This window comes from Duncaniella freteri, assembly GCF_004766125.1.
Lineage (GTDB): Bacteria > Bacteroidota > Bacteroidia > Bacteroidales > Muribaculaceae > Duncaniella > Duncaniella freteri.
The window spans coordinates 361,198-379,367 of record NZ_SJSA01000002.1 but is presented as its reverse complement, the minus strand read 5'-3'; the positions used below and the strand labels follow the sequence as shown (position 1 = coordinate 379,367).

Sequence of the window (18,170 nt, the reverse complement as noted above, 5' to 3'; positions counted from 1 at the left end):
TTTATTTACCTTCACCACGGATCACCGTGAACAACGTATGATATATGATTCTCAAATCAAGTGACAATGACATGTTCCTTAGATACAGAATGTCATATTTCAATCTCTCGACCATACCGCTCACATCGCAGGCATAGCCATATTTCACCATTCCCCACGAAGTTAATCCCGGACGGACCTGATGAATAAGAGTATAATGAGGAGCCTGTTTTATAATCTGATCTATATAATATTGACGTTCCGGACGTGGTCCCACGATTGACATTTCCCCCTTCATGACATTCCATAGATTAGGAATCTCGTCAAGACGATATTTTCTCATGAACCTCCCCACCGGAGTGACGCGTTCATCATTTGTCACTGTCAAAGACGGTCCGGCAGATTCGGCATCCATACGCATGGACCGCAGCTTGAAAAGCATGAACGGTCGTTTCCTGAATCCGATACGCTCCTGAGAGTATATTACCGGTCCGGAACTCTGAATCTTGATTGCACATGAAAGCACAGCCATAACAGGAAGACATATTACCAGACCTATGAATGATGCGATAATGTCCATGAACCGCTTAAGAGCAACCACTTTGTCAGGAAGTTCAAGACATGCCAAGTCCACAAGAGGCTCGGCTATGACATTATCATACCTGACAAGCCCCATGATCAACGCACGGTCGTCAGGTGAAACAAATATCGACACATCCAATGAATAGAGGCGGTTAAGCGAGCTTAAAATACCCTGTGAATTCATAGCTGTGTTACTCATCATAACGCAATCAACCTCCCCTTGAGAAACCATCCTGACCACATCATTCATTTCACCCAGGCTTACAACTCTCCTAATATATATCCCATGCCTTAATGCTATTGAAGAATAGCCTGAATTCTCTTCAGGAGTATTAGTATTACCGATTACCAGAACACCGCACCGATACGCCCCATCCTTTCCTCTTCTCTTAAGAAGGCAAGTAGTCAGACATACACGACCAATGAACACACTTACAAAAAGTATACCGCTGAAAAGAAGTATCAGCCCATAATTGAAGCGATAAACATATGATGCATCCTTCATGAAAAATAAGGCAAGAGAGAAAAATATCGCTCCGAGAATCACCCCTTCAAACGTCTTAGCCAACTCTTTTATGCGAGATTTGTCAGTCACATATACATAAAACCCTGTCAAAGAGTATATCAACAGCATGAAAAGAGGGAAAATCAATACGAATGCCACTACATGATGCAAAATCATAAAAGGCCATATGTCACCAGAAGCGGCACTTGCATCATGCTGGATATGAAGACGCAATACACTGAACATCACCACACCTATTAAAGTGCAGAGATAGTCCACGAGGACATAACCGATGCGCAGTCTACCCTCTCGTGTCATATCAGTCACGAAGAACAATTATCTCGCCGTCCTCCGTCAACTTCACAACCCTGGACGGACGCAAAGCCTCAACGGAATCTCTGCCTGAAAATGCGACATAATCCACACTGTCGAGTATTTTCTTGGAAATATCCCCATAAACTTTTGCTGCCGGCTCTCCGCTGATATTTGCAGATGTAGACACCACAGCACCTCCGAGCATGCGACACAGGTCATTTGAATAGCTATCACGTGTAATACGTATACCTATACTTCCATCCTCAGCAAGAAGCTCGCTCGCCACATTTCGACCCTTTGGATACACAATTGTTGTAGGACGGTCGGACTCTCTCAAATAATCAAGGCATGCCTGAGGAATCTCTCCTTCAATACATCCGGCAAGCATATCCTCATCCGCAACAAGGGTTATCAGAGCTTTACTGTCAGCTCTATGTTTAATCTCATATATGCGACGTACAGCAACTGCACATGCAGCATCACACCCTATCCCCCAGACTGTATCAGTAGGATAGGCTATGACTCCTCCACGGCGCATCACTTCGACGGCAGCCTCTATATCGTTATTATATTCGGAATGATGGTTCATTATAATGCAAATTTAGGTCTTTTTATCGACTTTTTAGCTATCTGTGAAGATATAAATTATCAATCACAGTATTTTTAAGCCTCCATAACTTCAAGCAAATTGAAATCCGTCAGCGATATCACACAAACATATTGACAACAAATATAAAACATTTTTATCATTTTGCTTGCATATTTAATCCCCGCAAAGTAACTTTGCAACATCATCAAAAAAATAATATCTTATTGTAAATTCCATCATCAACCAAAGACTCATAAAATATGCCACTGATAATCCCGCAAAAATATCGCCGCAAACTTCTTCCAGAGACTACCGAAGTTGCCATCAAAATGATCAAAGATGCATTCCAATCCACACTCGCCCAGGAACTCAATCTGCGCCGTGTCACAGCCCCGCTGTTTCTTCTTTCAGGAACAGGTCTTAATGATGATCTCAATGGAGTAGAGCATGCTGTGACATTCACAATAGACGCTATGAATTCCCAAAAGGCAGAAGTCGTACATTCTTTGGCAAAATGGAAAAGATATAAGCTTGGAGCATACGGAATACCGGCAGGATACGGACTGTACACCGACATGAACGCAATACGCACTTTCGAGGATCTTGACAATCTCCATTCCTTATATGTAGACCAGTGGGACTGGGAGAAAACAATCCGTCAGGAGGACAGAAATATAAAATACCTCAAGGATACTGTAAATAAAATCTATGCAGCTATACGCAAGGTGGAGCATCTTGTGTACGAACGCTTCCCCCACATCACCCCTACTCTACCCGAGGAAATCACATTCCTGTATGCCGATGAGCTTGCCCGCGACTATCCTGAATTGTCACCCAAGGAACGAGAAACAGTTATGGCAAAAAAATATGGTGCAATATTCATTATAGGTATAGGTGGCGACCTGTGTGACGGAAAACCACATGACGGACGCGCCCCGGATTATGACGACTGGAGCACTATTAATGAAGCCGGATATGCCGGACTAAATGGTGACATTATCGTATGGAACCACGTCCTTGATATTCCGGTTGAACTATCCTCCATGGGCATACGTGTCAGTCCGGAATCTCTGACACGGCAACTTGAAATGAGAGGCTGCCCCGAAAAAGCCCAACTCACATTCCACCGGATGCTACTGGAGGGAGAGCTCCCCTACACCATCGGTGGCGGAATCGGACAGAGCCGACTATGCATGCTACTCCTTCACAAAGCCCATGTAGGAGAAGTACAGGCATCCATATGGCCTGAAGAACATATAATGGATTGTGCTGCGGCAGGAATCGAACTTCTATAGAAAGAACATTTATACTCTCACTTACCTTTTTTGTCAGCATAATTCGGTCATATTGTCACGATATGACCGAATTCGCATTTCAGATATATGGTTAGTTTATAATATTTTAAGTATAGCAGCAACCTTTTTGGCATAAAATTTGTTTGATTATTGAATGCCGAGAGCGAACAATAGAATCGCCAATGGCAAAACAAATAGTAATCAATAAACAAATAAATATTATCAATTATGGGAAAAATTATCGGTATTGACCTCGGCACCACAAACTCCTGCGTGTCTGTACTTGAAGGCAATGACCCTGTAGTAATACCTAATAGCGAAGGACGCAACACCACTCCATCAATCGTAGCATTTGTTGACGGAGGTGAACGCAAAGTCGGAGACCCTGCCAAGCGTCAGGCAATAACCAACCCTAAGCGCACAATCAATTCAATCAAACGCTTCATGGGTGAAAGCTGCCAGCAGGTAGCAAAAGAGATCGACCGCGTACCCTACAAAGTAGTATGCGGAGCAAATGACACTCCTCGCGTCGACATCGACGGTCGTGAATATACTCCTCAGGAAATCTCAGCCATGATCCTTCAGAAAATGAAGAAAACCGCTGAAGACTACCTCGGACAGTCAGTGACAGAAGCTGTGATCACAGTACCCGCCTACTTCAACGACTCTCAAAGGCAGGCTACCAAGGAAGCTGGTGAGATTGCAGGACTCACAGTGAAGCGTATTGTCAACGAGCCCACAGCGGCTGCGCTCGCTTATGGACTCGACAAAAGCGACAAGGACCAGAAGATCGCAGTATTCGACCTTGGCGGCGGAACTTTCGATATTTCAATTCTCGAACTTGGCGATGGCGTGTTTGAAGTGAAATCGACCAATGGAGACACCCATCTTGGCGGAGACGACTTCGACCATGTGATCATCGACTGGCTTGCAAACGAATTCCAAAAAGAGGAAGGCATAGATCTCCGTCAGGACCCCATGGCACTCCAGCGTCTTAAGGAAGCTGCCGAAAAAGCCAAGATCGAGCTTTCATCCACAACAAGCACCGAGATCAATCTCCCATATATCACTGCTACCGCAACCGGTCCAAAGCACTTGGTAAGAACGCTCACACGCGCTCAGTTTGAACAGCTTGCCGACAATCTTATACAGGCAACTATCCGCCCCTGCGAACAGGCACTCAAGGATGCAGGCATGACACCCAAGGATATCGACGAAGTAATTCTCGTAGGAGGCTCCACTCGTATTCCTGCCATTCAGCAGATTGTAGAAAAATTCTTCGGCAAAGCACCATCCAAGGGAGTCAACCCTGACGAAGTTGTTGCCGTAGGCGCAGCCATCCAGGGAGGTGTACTCTCAGGAGATGTCAAGGATGTGCTTCTTCTCGACGTTGTTCCCCTCTCAATCGGCATAGAGACCCTCGGCGGAGTGATGACAAAAATGATTGAGGCAAACACCACAATACCTACCCGCAAGAGCGAGACATTCTCTACAGCAGCCGACAATCAGCCCTCGGTAGAAATACACGTTCTTCAGGGAGAACGTCCTATGGCTAAAGATGACAAGACCCTTGGAAAGTTCCACCTCGACGGCATAGCCCCCGCACCTCGTGGAATACCCCAGATCGAGGTTACATTTGAAGTTGACGCCAATGGCATCCTCAATGTGTCGGCTAAAGACAAAGCCACAGGTAAGGAGCAGAGCATCCGTATCGAAGCTTCAAGCGGACTCACCGATGCTGAGATCGAACGTATGAAGAAAGAAGCAGAGGCAAATGCCGCAGCTGACGCTAAGGAGAAGGAAAAGATTGACAAGCTCAATCAGGCTGACACAATCATCTTCCAGACAGAGAAGCAGATGCAGGAACTCGGCGACAAGATTCCTGCTGACAAGAAAGCTGCTATAGAAAACGATCTCAACCGACTCAAAGAAGCCCACAAGGCTCAGGACCTCGCCGGCATCGACAGCGCGATCAATGCAATTCAGACAACATTCGGTCAGATCCAGCAGGAAATCCTCAACGCCCAGCAGGCTGCAGGAGGTGCAGGAGCACCAGGCGCAGGATTTGGCGGTCAGCAGCCAGGCTCAGCCCCAGGCAACAACAGCAATGGCGGAGTCGACGATGTTGAATTCGAGGAAGTGAAGTAAACAATTCCGATATTATAATGAAGCAGGGTGTAGCTCAAAAAGCTACGCCCTGTTTCATTATCAAAATTTAATTTCATTGCTTGTTTTATTCAAGCATTTAGGTTATTTCTGCTCCTGTTTTACCTCAATCTAATAAAAAATCAATGATTCGGTAAAATTTGAGGTTGTTCAGCCTTGGCTCAGTTAGCGGCTTAGCCAAGGCTGAACAACCTCAAATTTTACCGAATCATTGTATTTAACTGGATATTATGAAAATATTGCTCTTTACACAAGCAACAGCCTAATGTCACAATGCTCTTATACACCTGATTTACAGCTCTGTATTAGAGCATTTTAATATACCTGTGATAAGACATAATCATACGGTAAACTGAGAATATTCCTTAGAAGCAAGGTTGAGAAAATGCTCTGTGCGACGGTCCCCTAACGGCGATAACTTGTCGTGCTCGGTATGATGATATTTGAATCCGCATTTTTCAGCAACACGCCTGGAACGATCATTGCCGTCATAATGGCCAATCCATACATTCGAACACCCCAAATCATCAAAACATCTCTTGACAAGAGCCTTGACAGCTTCTGTGATATAACCCTGCCCCCAATACGGAACACCTATCCAATAACCGATTTCAGCCTCACTTACCCGCATCTCAGCCGAATGAAGCCCGTCTCCAAACATTATTCCACATGCCCCCACAGGCTCGCCGGTAGATTTCAGCACCACCGCATACGTCTCGGGAGAGGAAAATATCGTACGAATTATCTCAAGACTATCCTCAACCGAACCATGAGGCATCCATCCTGCAACCGGACCGATAGCCGGGTCCTTGGCATATTTAAACAGTGACTCGGCATCATCCTCATGCCAAGGGCGCAAAATCAGTCTCTCTGTTTCAATCATATTCAAATGAGGTATTAAACAATACAGATGTGCAATCCTTTATTTCTGTAAAGTTAATGATATTTGCTGAGATATTCAACCTCCTATCAAAATTTTATACCCGACTTCTTAACCTGAAAATAATAATTGTACGATTCTTTCATACTTATTTGCTACTTTTGCGGTGCTGAATAAATACAAAAAACTATGGCAACCGACACTGACGACAATCAGGGCCCGATGAAACTGATATTCAACTACAATAATGTGTTCTACAGCTTCATCTACGATGATTTGAGCGGATGCATTCACCGTTCAAAGGAATACGCAATCAATTATGTATACTCCGGCGAGATGATTCTCGACAATGGTAATGAGAGGATACATGTCCGTAAAGGTCAATGCGTATTCATACCGCGCGACCATCATATAACGATGTATAAAAAGACTTTTGAGGGAGAAAAATACTGTGGCATATTCCTTATGTTCACCCGCAACTTCCTGCGTGAGATGTATGGCAAACTCGGATATAACCGCCGAAGCTCCAATGCACAGAAGCTCGACAATAGTGTGGTGATATTGCCTGACACTGTGGAACTAGCGTCACTGTTTGCCTCCATGACGCCATATCTAAATCCGGATATAAAACCTAAAGATGAATTTATGGAGCTGAAACTCCAGGAGGGGTTGATGACTTTGTTATCTATCGACAAACGTTTTGCCCCGACAATGTTTGATTTCAGCGATCCATGGAAAATCGATATACTCAACTTCATGGAGAATAACTACATGAGCGATCTGAGCATAGAGGAAATTGCGCACTACACAGGACGAAGCCTTGCGACATTCAAGCGCGACTTCAAAAAAATCAGTGACCTGACCCCGGAAAAATGGCTTATCAAGAAACGACTTGAAAAAGCGTATAACCTTATGAAACACAGCAAAAAGAAAGTGGTGGAAGTATATGCCGAAGTCGGATTCAGAAATCCATCACATTTCTCCACCGCTTTCAAGAAACACTTCGGTGTAGCACCTTCAGCCGTCACAGTTTAGACAGAATTTTTTATCTGAACTTTTCAGCAATGACAATTGAGCCTCTCAGCAATTACGCTGTGGGGCTTTAATCGTAATTTTGCAGAAAATAAGAATGCATAATGAAAAATATCAAACTAAGGACTATAATTCTGCTTTCCGGAATTCTAAGTATCCCGGGGCTAAATGCCAACAATGTCAAACAATCAAATAATAATGTCATGGAAACATTGAATCTAACCCAGGAATGGGACAAAACTTTCCCCAAAAGCGACAAGATCGACCATTGCAAGGTCACATTCATAAACCGTTATGGCATAACACTTGCTGCAGACATGTATAAACCACAAAATACCACAGGCAAGCTAAGTGCCATCGCCGTGTGCGGACCATTCGGTGCAGTCAAGGAACAGTCCTCAGGACTTTATGCACAGGAGATGGCTGAACGAGGCTTCCTGACAATAGCATTCGATCCGTCATTCACAGGCGAGAGCGGCGGCACTCCACGGTACATGACCTCTCCCGACATCAACACCGAGGATTTCAGTGCCGCGATAGATTTTCTCGTCACACACCCTGATGTCGATCCGGAAAAAGTAGGTGTCATAGGCATATGCGGATGGGGAGGACTCGCCATAAATGCCGCAGCATCCGATACACGTATCAAGGCCACTGTCGCCTCAACGATGTACGACATGAGCCGCGTAGAAGCCAACGGCTATTTCGATGCCTCCGACAGTGCAGAAGCACGCAACGAAACTCGCCGCAGATTATCGGAACAACGCACCAAGGATTACCTCAATGGCACTCCCCTGCTCGGAGGCGGCGTGCCTGATACGCTCCCTGAAAACGCACCACAATTCCTTCGTGATTATTACGACTACTATAAGACCGACCGCGGATATCACTCCCGATCACTAAACTCTAACGGAGGGCGCAATGCCACATCCCCGATACCATGGATCAACACCCCTCTGATGAGCCGTGCAGGAGAAATCGAAAATGCTGTCATGATAATACACGGAGAGAAAGCCCACTCGTTATATTTTGGAAGCGATGCCTACAAGAATATGACAGTCACTCCCGGCAAAGATAACAACAAGATCCTCATGATAATTCCCGGAGCAAGCCACACTGACCTGTATGACCGAAAAGAGATAATTCCATTCAGCGCAATGGAGACATTCTTCAATGAGCATTTAAAGTAGAATGTCATGCATCACAAAATCAAGGCATAATCTCATAATAAACTGATGGGGCGTAGAAAATTCTACGCCCCGTCAGTTTATTCACAATAACTTGCTATTTGGATGCCTTAAAATTGAATACCGGACGGATAATAGTGTCGATATTCACCGTAGGACCGATGTTGGCTATGATTTCGTCAGCAGGCTTGTATGCCATAGGTGATTCGTCGAGGGTGAAATTATTGACACTCTCGGAATATATCCCTTTCATAGCCGCCTCAAAATCCGCCATACTTATCTGCTCATAAGCAGCAGTACGACTTAGAACCCGCCCTGCACCATGAGGAGCCGAGTAATTCCAGTCGGAATTACCTTTTCCGGTACACAGCAATGAACCGTCACGCATGTTAAGCGGAATGATGCATCGTTCGCCCTTTACTGCGGAAATGGATCCTTTGCGTATGATATTATCGTCTGAAATATAATTATGCACACTCTCAAACTCCTCAATAATATCAACGCCGTGGAAAAATTTCATTAACAATTGTGCTATAAGCTTGCGGTTAAGCACAGCCCACTGCTGACACAGACGCATATCATGAAGATAATCCTCCCTCATAGCCCCCTCCACATAGCAGAGAACATGAGGCAGAGAGGGCTTTGCTTCAGAACGGTCCTTACGCATCTTTCTTATTACACCCTGTATCTCTGAGCGACGACCTGCCATTTTATATTCCTCTATGGTGCGTCTTATTGCCAGTTCAAACTCATCGGCTCCATCAGTGAGATGTGTGACCGCATGAGCCTGATATATCTCAGCCACCTGTTTGCCAAGATTACGCGACCCAGTATGAATCACAAGATAGGAATAACCGTCAGCATCACGGTCAAGTTCTATAAAGTGGTTGCCTCCACCGAGCGAACCGATCGACTTATAGATACGGTCGGAATATTTCAATTCCCTATAGCACCGCAGTCCTGTGACCAGACGCTTTGCCTCCCGATATATCTCCATATCCTCTCCTGCAAGCTGCTTGAACCCATGTTTCTCCTCTCGTATCCACATTCCTGATGGCACATTTGAGAGAATATGCTCATTAAAGGCATGAAAATCTATACTTTCATCGATCCTGAATTTCAACACCCGCATACCGCAACCGATGTCGACTCCTACAATATTAGGAATTACCTTATCGCCAAGATCACCTGTAAAGCCTATCACACATCCTGCTCCGGCATGAACATCGGGCATAATACGAATCTTCTTATCCGCAAAAACTTCAATTGACAATAACTCCTCAATCTGTTCCAAGGCTGAAGATTCTACATTATCCGTGAAAATTTTCACATCATATCCGTCAATCGTTCTCATATATCTCAAATTTTTTTATTTCGGCACAAAATTACAGATCCAATGCGCATTCTATTTGCGCACTCAAAAAATTTTTCTCTCATCAACAATGATTTTTTTAGAAAATCGCAATTATTCAAAAAATATGATTCAAAACATTATTTATTTCAAATGTATAAGGATTTAGGAGAAATAAGTGAATATAAATATCCGTTTGGTAATTAGTATTGATATCGAATGATGACTGACGGACATAGGGACAACAGTGTCGGTGAGCGCAAGCTCATCTGGGATGAGGAGAATCGTCTGCTTGCAGTTGACGACAACGGTTTCGTGTCCAACTATTGGTACGATGCCGACGGAGAGCGTACAGTCAAGACTTCGGGCGAAAGCGATCAGGTTTATGTCAACGGAGTATTCTCCGGCGGCTCTACCAACACCGCCAAATTCTCCCTCTATGTCAGCCCATACCTTGTGGCCAATCAGGGCGGTCGCTACACCAAGCATATCTACGCCGGTAGCCAGCGCATCGTGTCTAAGGTCGGCGATTTTGCCTCCTACGGCTCTGATCCGCGCCGCATAGAATATGCAGGTGCCAACACCGATGGTCTTTCGGTTGATTACAAGTCGAAGTATGCCGCACAGCAACAGGTAATCAAGGACAACTACAAATTCTTTGATGTACCCTACAACAGCACCGACAATGATAACTATGCAGATGATGAAGGTTTCTGCTGCAATGACGGCTCTATGGAGGCGGCGGTGGCACAGGTACGGAATGCTCAGGCCCGCGCGGTTTCGCGTTCGTTCAAAGACCCCGACAACTACGAGAACTTGCAGTTCTTCTATCATCCCGACCACCTCGGCAGCTCCAGCTTTATAAAAATATTGCCGATATGAGGGTGTGTCATAATGCCCAAATAGAAAGTTACCCCTGCTACAGTTTGTGTTGAGAACCAACTTCACTGGACCTTTGATGTCGCTTTCGGTGATGACGCATCACGTAAACGCAAGGACAATGCCGCTCAAAATTTCTCACTGCTCAACCGCTTAGGATTGAACATAATCAAGTACGCTAAGGTATCATCTATGGGTGTCAAAGGGCATCGAAAGAAATCCGGATGGGACAATGACTATCTGATTTATGCATTAAAAAGTTTTGACATTGTAAAATTTTAAGATGCGTCTGCCCTGGAGAAAACAATCATACGCATGTCAATAATGCAACGCTGAATGAGAATCTGCCGCTTTCAGGTACCAATATATCATTGCTCGGAATACATTTTTACGCATTTGCGGAATTGCCTGGCAAACTGCTCACGCAATTCCAATGGGGATATTACTTCCATATGCATCCCATAGCCCAGAATAAGGCGTTCGAGTTCGTAATTGATCACCACATTGAGCGACAACATAATGGCTCCGTCGCTTAATCTCTCCTCCACTTTCTGAGATGAGTGAAGCGGCTTGGTCTCTACATACGGTGCCTGGCTCCTGTCAACCTTTATGACCACGCGCCGAGGCTTATCATTGATAAGGCGTGTAACACCTATGGTATCATCAAAATAATGCAGCGGATCAAAATCAGAACTCCTTTTGAACGGATACCTGGTGTCGATCCTCACGCTTTTGATACGGTCAATAGCAAATATATTGACCTGAGGTACATGATTGGATTGCTTTTCACCGATAAGAAACCAACGGTTACGATACTCCTTAAGCAGATAAGGATACACCACAATATCCTCAGGATTCCGTGCCCTGAATGACTGATATGTGACAACCAATGTCCTCTCCCGACGCACAGCATCGTACAGCACTCCCAGATGCTCCATGCCACGATAGTCAGGATTACGCTCGATATCCATTGCCGGACGTGCGCCTACGGTGGTGCCTTGCACTATATGTTCGTTCAACTTGCTTATGATATCGATTGCCGGAGCAAGCTGCGGAAAGCCCTGAAGCTGACGCAACACATCCATTGCTGAATTCAATGCATCCAACCCCTCATCATTAAGCGGCAGATGCGTAATGCTGTAGTCAGGGTCATCATACATATAGTACTTATGGTCCTTTACTATTATTGGGGCATTATATCCCAGCCTGTCGCTCCGCATCAATGCGATGTCATTCTGAAAAGTACGTCGGCTAACAGGATTACACCTTCCCTCATATTCAGCAAGAGCCTCCGTACATGCTTCTATAAGATCATCGATGGTCCAGCGGCGATAATGATTTTGCAGGCATCGGTCAATTGTAGAGATACGTATGAGAGCAGATCGATTGATTGGCATGATAATATTTTTTCACAAAGAAAGCAATTTTATTGCTGCTGCGCAAGCTTATTGCGCATACGACCGGCAAATATTGAAACTATCAAGTAGAATCCATTATAAACTGAGGTTTTTTTCGTAATTTTGCACACAGAATCAGTGACGGCAAAGAGCCGTACCATCTCCGCGCACAGCGGTTCTGTTCAACATTTATTTATGAGAAATATCTATTGGCAATTATTCATATCATTCTTCAAGATAGGAGCATTCACCTTCGGCGGCGGCTGGGCAATGATATCACTTATCGAAAAAGAGATCGTAGACAAAAAGAAATGGATAGAGCGTGAAGAGTTCCTTGACCTGCTTGCTGTGGCACAGTCCTTGCCAGGCATCCTTGCCGTAAACATCTCGGTGGCTGTCGGCGACAAGCTTCGGGGGATGAAGGGTGCAATCACAGCCTCCATAGGCACAATCCTCCCCTCGTTCACCATAATTCTGGCAATTGCAATATTCCTGACACCCGATCTCATAAAGAACAACGAAACCCTCTCGAACATCTTTATGGGAATACGCCCTGCGGTGGTGGCATTGATTGTGGCTCCGGTCATATCATCAGCCAGAGCAGCCAACATAGGATGGAAAACTGCCGCCATACCCATATCAGTAGCATTGCTCATATGGTCAAAAATCCCTGTCCTGTCGAGCCCTATCTTATACATTGTACTCGGAGGTTTAGGCGGATGGCTATGGATGTCACATCACCGCAAGTCTCTCCGACAGATTGAAAACGACATGAGAAAGGAGGAAGAGAAACATCTATGATTTACCTCAGACTAATATGGGCATATCTGAAAATAGGGCTGTTCGGATTCGGAGGAGGATATGCAATGCTTGCCTTGATCGAACGTGAGATAGTAGGTCCGGGCTGGGTTACGGAGCAGATGTTTACCGACATCGTGGCTATATCCCAAATGACTCCCGGACCTATCGGCATAAACTCCGCAACCTACATAGGATATGTGGCCCCAGGGGAATACTCCACGGATTTCTCGTCACCGATATTCGGGATACTCGGATCTCTGGTGTGTACCCTTATGGTTGTCATTCCGTCATTTCTGCTTGTCGCATACACGAGCCATCTGATACACCGCCACAAGGACAGCGATGTTGTGAAAGGGATCTTTGCCGGCCTGCGTCCTGTTGTGGTAGGGCTTATAGCTTCAGCTGCATTACTTCTCATGAATTCCGCCAACTTCGGTGAGACCGATTACCAGATAATATGGAGCATCATCCTGTGCATGGCATCTTTTGTGATGGTATATTGGATGAAATGGCATCCTATTCTCATAATATGCCTCGCCGGAGCGGCAGGATGGTTAATCTACTGACGATAATCCATATGAACTACAACCAAGCCATAGAACTGCTGTACAATTCCCTTCCTGTGTTTCAGAACATAGGTCCCGGAGCCTACAAACCCGGTCTTGACACCTCAAGGCTCCTTGACGATATGGCAGGGAATCCTCACACCCATTATCCGACAGTCCATATTGCAGGAACAAACGGAAAAGGCTCCACAGCCCACTCTCTTGCCGCCATTCTTCAGGAAGCCGGATATCGTGTGGGGCTCTACACATCACCACACATATATGATTTCAGGGAGCGCATACGCATCAACGGTGAAAAGATCGCTGAAGAAGCTGTGGTCGACTTTGTGGAAAGATGGGTTAAAACCAGCAAAACACATCCGGAAATCACCCCAAGTTTCTTCGAACTGACCTCCACAATGGCCTTCGAATATTTCGCATTACAGAAGGTCGATGTCGCAATCATAGAGACCGGGCTCGGAGGACGTCTTGACTCCACCAACATAATCACCCCAATACTGAGCGTCATAACAAATATTTCACTCGACCATACAGCTCAACTGGGCTGTACATATACAGCCATCGCCCATGAGAAAGCAGGCATAATCAAGCCCGGGGTACCTGTAGTGATCGGAGAATGGCGCGACGACACGGCGGATGTGTTCCGTGAGGTCGCCTCCAAAACAGGCTCGCCAATACATTTCGCACCCCAAGTGGAAGGCATGGTGACCGAAGATGGAAACATCTATCCTGATACCCCATTCGGAACTGTAAACGGAGAATTGAAAGGTGAATGCCAGTTGCGCAATGCAGCCACAATCTTCACAGCAGTGAAGCTGCTTCAATCACAATTCAACATCACCAATGAAGCCGTAAGCCGCGGAATGGCAAACGTAACCGGGCTCACGCATCTCTTCGGACGATGGAGCACGATTGCTGAAAACCCTCTGACCATATGCGACACTGGTCACAATCAGGGCGGATGGGAACTGATAATCCGTGAAATCAAGAACACCAGATCCAGCAATAAGCATATAGTGATCGGATTTGTAGCAGATAAGGACCTGACCCATATATTCGAACTTCTTGGAGAAATCAAAGGAGAGGTCACATTCTGGTTCAGCAGCCCATCCTGTCAGCGTGGATTGGATGCAGACACACTATGTGATTTTGCATATAAAAACGGTATATACGGAAACTCCGAACAGGATGTCAACACAGCTGTCACAAAAGCTCGTGCAGCAGCCGGAAAAGATGGATTCATCCTTATCGCAGGGAGCAATTTCCTCATCGCCGATCTTAAAAATGTCGGCACAAAAGGATAATTCCTATCCAAATTTACCTATATTCTTTATAGTATAGAAAAATTATTACTAATTTTGATTTTATTTTCATAGACTATGAAAATCGCAGATATAGATCTCGGCAACCGTCCGGTAATGCTCGCTCCGATGGAAGATGTCACCGACCGCTCGTTCCGCCTCATATGCAAGGAACAGGGCGCATCAATGGTGTACACCGAATTCGTAAGTGCCGACGCTCTTATTCGCGACATCCCAGCCACAGTCCGTAAACTCGCCATTGATCCCGGAGAACGTCCTACAGCTATTCAGATATATGGCAGAGAGGTCGAGCCTATGGTCCAGGCCGCCAAGATTGTAGAACAGGCATGTCCTGACATAATAGACATCAATTTCGGATGTCCGGTCAAGAAAGTAGCAGGCAAAGGAGCAGGAGCAGGAATGCTGCGAAACATCCCCAAGATGCTTGAGATCACACGCGCGGTAGTGGATGCGGTCAAGCTCCCTGTCACTGTCAAGACCCGCCTCGGATGGGATCATGAGTCAAAAATAATCGTGGAACTTGCCGAGCAGCTCCAGGATTGCGGCATCAGTGCACTCACCGTGCATGGCAGAACACGCTCACAGATGTACACCGGATCGGCTGACTGGGAAATGATAGCCAAGGTAAAAGAAAATCCAAGGCTCACAGTACCTGTGATCGGCAACGGCGATATAACTTCGCCGGAGATGGCACTCGAAGCTTTCGACCGTTACGGAGTTGACGGAGTGATGGTGGGACGTGCCAGCATAGGCGCACCATGGATATTCCACGACATCATGCAGGCAATACATGGCGAAGAGGCAAAACCGCTGCCTATGGAAGATCGTTTCAATCTGCTGCGCCGTCAGATACGTGAGAGCGTCGACCGCATTGACGAATACCGTGGCATACTACATATACGCCGGCATCTTGCCGCCTCTCCCCTATTCAAAGGGATCTCACATTTCCGCGAAACACGTATACGCATGCTACAGGCATCTACCCTTGATGAACTGATGGGTGTGCTGAGCGAAGTAGAGGAAATGATAAGCCGGCAATCGGAATAATAATCGACCTGACAAACCTGAAAATTCATCCTTAAGATATGAAGACAACAATAATATCCGCAATACTCCTTATAGCCTCAGCCGTGTCGGCATCTGCTCAAAGCTACAACAACTACGACCTGAATGTAGGAGAATTCAGCGAACTGAGAGTGCTTGACGGCATAAATGTCGACTACACCTGTGATGCCGACTCGGCAGGCAGAGCGTTTTTCGACTGTCCGTCAGATCTTGCATCCGCCTTTATATTCACCAACAAGGGGGGTAAGCTCACAATACAGCTTTCCGAGGAAAATATCAAGACACATGACCTGCCAAGACTTAAAGTATGCTCCAAGTTTCTTACTAAGATCGAGAACTCGGGCGACTCGACTCTCCGTGTACTCTCGGTCAAGGAATCACCTAAGTTTGAAGCCAAACTCGAAGGCAACGGACGTCTGATAGTCCGGCACATAGAGGCAAACGAAGTGAAAGGCACTATGCGGCTCGGCAACGGCACACTGATAATCTCAGGCAGATGCGATGAGGCAAAACTCAATCTCACCGGCACAGGCGTGATACAGGCTGATGACCTTATAGCAGAAAACGCGTCAGTCAGTGCCAAAGGGACCGGGTCAGTAGGCGTGCATGCCACAAAGGACCTTGGAGTGTTCGGCATGGGGTCCACTTCCATATATTACAAAGGGAATCCAACAATCAAGAATCGGTCGGTAGGACTGAAGCTTATGCAGATGAAATAGCAGCCTATGTCTGACTCAAAACATAGCAACTGCGAAGAATCAGGAGACGCGACCGAAAATCTGAAGCTATCGGTAGCCCGCACCCTCAAATGGAACGTCATCGATAAGGTATCATCACAGATACTCTATGCGGTGACCGGTGTTGTTCTTGCCCAAAAACTCTCACAGGAGGAATTCGGACTTGTAGGGGCAATTATGGTATTCCAGATGTTTGCTGAGCGGTTCATTGAAAGCGGTTTCGCATCAGCCCTGCTGCAAAGGAAATCGCCAAGCCGCCTCGATTATTCCACAGTGCTATGGTTCAATCTGTCTATGGCATTGGCTCTTTACCTGCTGCTTTTCATTCTTGCACCATGGATTGCCGACATATTTCAGGGGAACACACGCCTGATACCATTGTCGCGCGTAATGTTCCTAACATTCATCATCAACTCACTCTCCATAGTTCAGTCCAACCGCCTGATAAAAAGGATGGAGACCCGCATGGTGGCTGTAAGCAACTCTCTTGGACTCATTGCAGGAGCTGTGACAGGAATTTATCTTGCAGTCAGCGGATATGGGGCATGGGCTCTCGTATGGCAATCCATAACTGTAGCCACAGTCAAGACAATCATCCTATGGTTCTCAAGCGGATGGACCCCGATGCTTGCATTCTCGTTTCCTGTTCTGAAGAGCTTTTTCAGAATAGGATCAGTGGTCATGTTTACTTCCCTGCTCAACACAGCGTTCCAATCCATGGGCTCCTTCCTAATTGGCTCAAAAGTCAATCTCAGTTCTTTAGGATATTACACCCAGGCTGACAAATGGAGTAAAATGGCAGTAGTATCTATATCACAGGTCTTTGCATCATCATTTGTCCCGCTGTTATCCAAAGTCCAGGATGACCCTGAACGATACGCACATATGTGCGGAAAGACCCATCGTTTTGCCGCTTATCTGCTTTTTCCAGGCATGTGTCTGCTTGCAGTGATGGCAACTCCGATATTCCACACTCTTTTCGGCACCAAATGGGATCCCTCAATAATACTTTTCCAACTAATGCTGATACGAGGAATATTTTTTACCCTTTCCAATCTTTACGGCAATTTCCTCCTGTCGGTAGCACGTTCCAAAAGACTTATCGCCAATGAGGTCATACGCGATACGGCATCCATCATAGCGATACTCATCACTCTACCCTACATAGCCATCACTGCTCCCGGCAATCCGGTCCGTGGAGTGGAAATATTCCTTTGGGGACAACTTGCTGCCACAATAGTAACCTGGATAACGTCTCTCATACTGGTGATACGAATCTCAGGACGCACACTTCTCAGCTATCTTGGCGATCTGCTCCCCTACTTTGCACTCACCTGCCTGTCGCTTATACCATGCATTATGCTGCTCAATGCTAATCTTCATCCGCTGCTGATATGTGTACTGCAAAGCCTGGCGTTCATGGCGATATATCTGGGGATCAATGCGCTGATGAAATCACGCATCCAATCCGATATGCTCGGATACCTGTTCGGCAGATTCCGAAAAGCACACTGATACCACC

At 45.9% G+C, this 18,170-nt stretch carries 15 protein-coding genes and 1 pseudogene; 11 read left to right on the top strand and 5 right to left on the bottom strand.

Features of this window, described 5'->3' with window-relative positions; translation table 11 throughout:
• Window position 1: 1 nt before the first annotated feature.
• Window positions 2-1,384 (bottom strand): sugar transferase, encoded by a 1,383-nt coding sequence (locus EZ315_RS11615; RefSeq protein WP_135472230.1) that lies wholly within the window; start codon window positions 1,382-1,384, stop codon window positions 2-4.
• Between the two features lies 1 nt (window position 1,385).
• Window positions 1,386-1,970, bottom strand: a complete 585-nt coding sequence (locus EZ315_RS11610) for an L-threonylcarbamoyladenylate synthase (RefSeq protein ID WP_135472229.1) — start codon at window positions 1,968-1,970, stop codon at window positions 1,386-1,388.
• A gap of 260 nt (window positions 1,971-2,230) precedes the next feature.
• Here EZ315_RS11610 and asnA point away from each other — a divergent pair, with 260 nt between their 5' ends.
• Window positions 2,231-3,265, top strand: a complete 1,035-nt coding sequence (asnA, locus tag EZ315_RS11605; protein ID WP_135472228.1) for an aspartate--ammonia ligase — start codon at window positions 2,231-2,233, stop codon at window positions 3,263-3,265.
• A 228-nt stretch (window positions 3,266-3,493) separates the two neighbouring features.
• Window positions 3,494-5,413: a molecular chaperone DnaK gene (dnaK, locus tag EZ315_RS11600; RefSeq protein ID WP_135472227.1), complete on the top strand. Its 1,920-nt coding sequence runs from the start codon at window positions 3,494-3,496 to the stop codon at window positions 5,411-5,413.
• 358 nt (window positions 5,414-5,771) lie between these two features.
• Here dnaK and EZ315_RS11595 read toward each other — a convergent pair whose 3' ends face one another.
• Window positions 5,772-6,314, bottom strand: coding sequence for a GNAT family N-acetyltransferase (locus EZ315_RS11595; RefSeq protein ID WP_370640290.1), 543 nt, complete (start codon window positions 6,312-6,314; stop codon window positions 5,772-5,774).
• Window positions 6,315-6,533: 219 nt separating this feature from the next.
• Here EZ315_RS11595 and EZ315_RS11590 point away from each other — a divergent pair, with 219 nt between their 5' ends.
• Window positions 6,534-7,346 carry a helix-turn-helix domain-containing protein gene (locus tag EZ315_RS11590; RefSeq protein WP_135472822.1) on the top strand — a complete coding sequence of 271 codons (813 nt, stop codon included), beginning with the start codon at window positions 6,534-6,536 and terminating at the stop codon, window positions 7,344-7,346.
• A gap of 101 nt (window positions 7,347-7,447) precedes the next feature.
• Complete coding sequence (locus tag EZ315_RS11585; protein WP_135472225.1) at window positions 7,448-8,533, top strand: alpha/beta hydrolase; 1,086 nt, start codon at window positions 7,448-7,450, stop codon at window positions 8,531-8,533.
• A gap of 94 nt (window positions 8,534-8,627) precedes the next feature.
• Here EZ315_RS11585 and EZ315_RS11580 read toward each other — a convergent pair whose 3' ends face one another.
• Entirely contained in the window at window positions 8,628-9,884 is a 1,257-nt protein-coding gene (locus EZ315_RS11580) for an RtcB family protein (RefSeq protein ID WP_135472224.1), read from the bottom strand.
• Window positions 9,885-10,097: 213 nt separating this feature from the next.
• On the opposite strand from EZ315_RS11580, the pseudogene EZ315_RS11575 reads away from it, so the two are divergent.
• Window positions 10,098-10,745: pseudogene (locus EZ315_RS11575) on the top strand (hypothetical protein); the annotation flags it as partial.
• A 383-nt stretch (window positions 10,746-11,128) separates the two neighbouring features.
• On the opposite strand, the gene EZ315_RS11570 reads toward EZ315_RS11575, so the two are convergent.
• A complete protein-coding gene (locus EZ315_RS11570; protein ID WP_135472223.1) occupies window positions 11,129-12,157 on the bottom strand; it encodes a helix-turn-helix transcriptional regulator in 1,029 nt (342 codons plus the stop codon).
• 195 nt (window positions 12,158-12,352) lie between these two features.
• On the opposite strand from EZ315_RS11570, the gene EZ315_RS11565 reads away from it, so the two are divergent.
• The 6 genes from EZ315_RS11565 (at window position 12,353) to EZ315_RS11540 (ending at window position 18,163) form a co-directional block, all read left to right on the top strand.
• On the top strand, window positions 12,353-12,958 hold the full coding sequence (locus tag EZ315_RS11565) for a chromate transporter (RefSeq protein ID WP_135472222.1): 606 nt from the start codon (window positions 12,353-12,355) through the stop codon (window positions 12,956-12,958).
• Window positions 12,955-13,524, top strand: a complete 570-nt coding sequence (locus EZ315_RS11560; protein ID WP_135472221.1) for a chromate transporter — start codon at window positions 12,955-12,957, stop codon at window positions 13,522-13,524. The genes EZ315_RS11565 and EZ315_RS11560 overlap by 4 nt, the downstream gene beginning before the upstream one ends.
• 11 nt (window positions 13,525-13,535) lie before the next feature.
• Window positions 13,536-14,828, top strand: a complete 1,293-nt coding sequence (locus EZ315_RS11555; protein WP_135472220.1) for a bifunctional folylpolyglutamate synthase/dihydrofolate synthase — start codon at window positions 13,536-13,538, stop codon at window positions 14,826-14,828.
• Between the two features lie 75 nt (window positions 14,829-14,903).
• Window positions 14,904-15,893: a tRNA dihydrouridine synthase DusB gene (dusB, locus tag EZ315_RS11550; RefSeq protein WP_135472219.1), complete on the top strand. Its 990-nt coding sequence runs from the start codon at window positions 14,904-14,906 to the stop codon at window positions 15,891-15,893.
• Window positions 15,894-15,931: 38 nt separating this feature from the next.
• Entirely contained in the window at window positions 15,932-16,630 is a 699-nt protein-coding gene (locus tag EZ315_RS11545) for a head GIN domain-containing protein (protein ID WP_135472218.1), read from the top strand.
• A 6-nt stretch (window positions 16,631-16,636) separates the two neighbouring features.
• The gene (locus tag EZ315_RS11540) at window positions 16,637-18,163 is read left to right on the top strand and encodes a lipopolysaccharide biosynthesis protein (RefSeq protein ID WP_135472217.1); all 1,527 of its coding nucleotides are present in this window, start codon (window positions 16,637-16,639) and stop codon (window positions 18,161-18,163) included.
• Window positions 18,164-18,170: the final 7 nt, after the last annotated feature.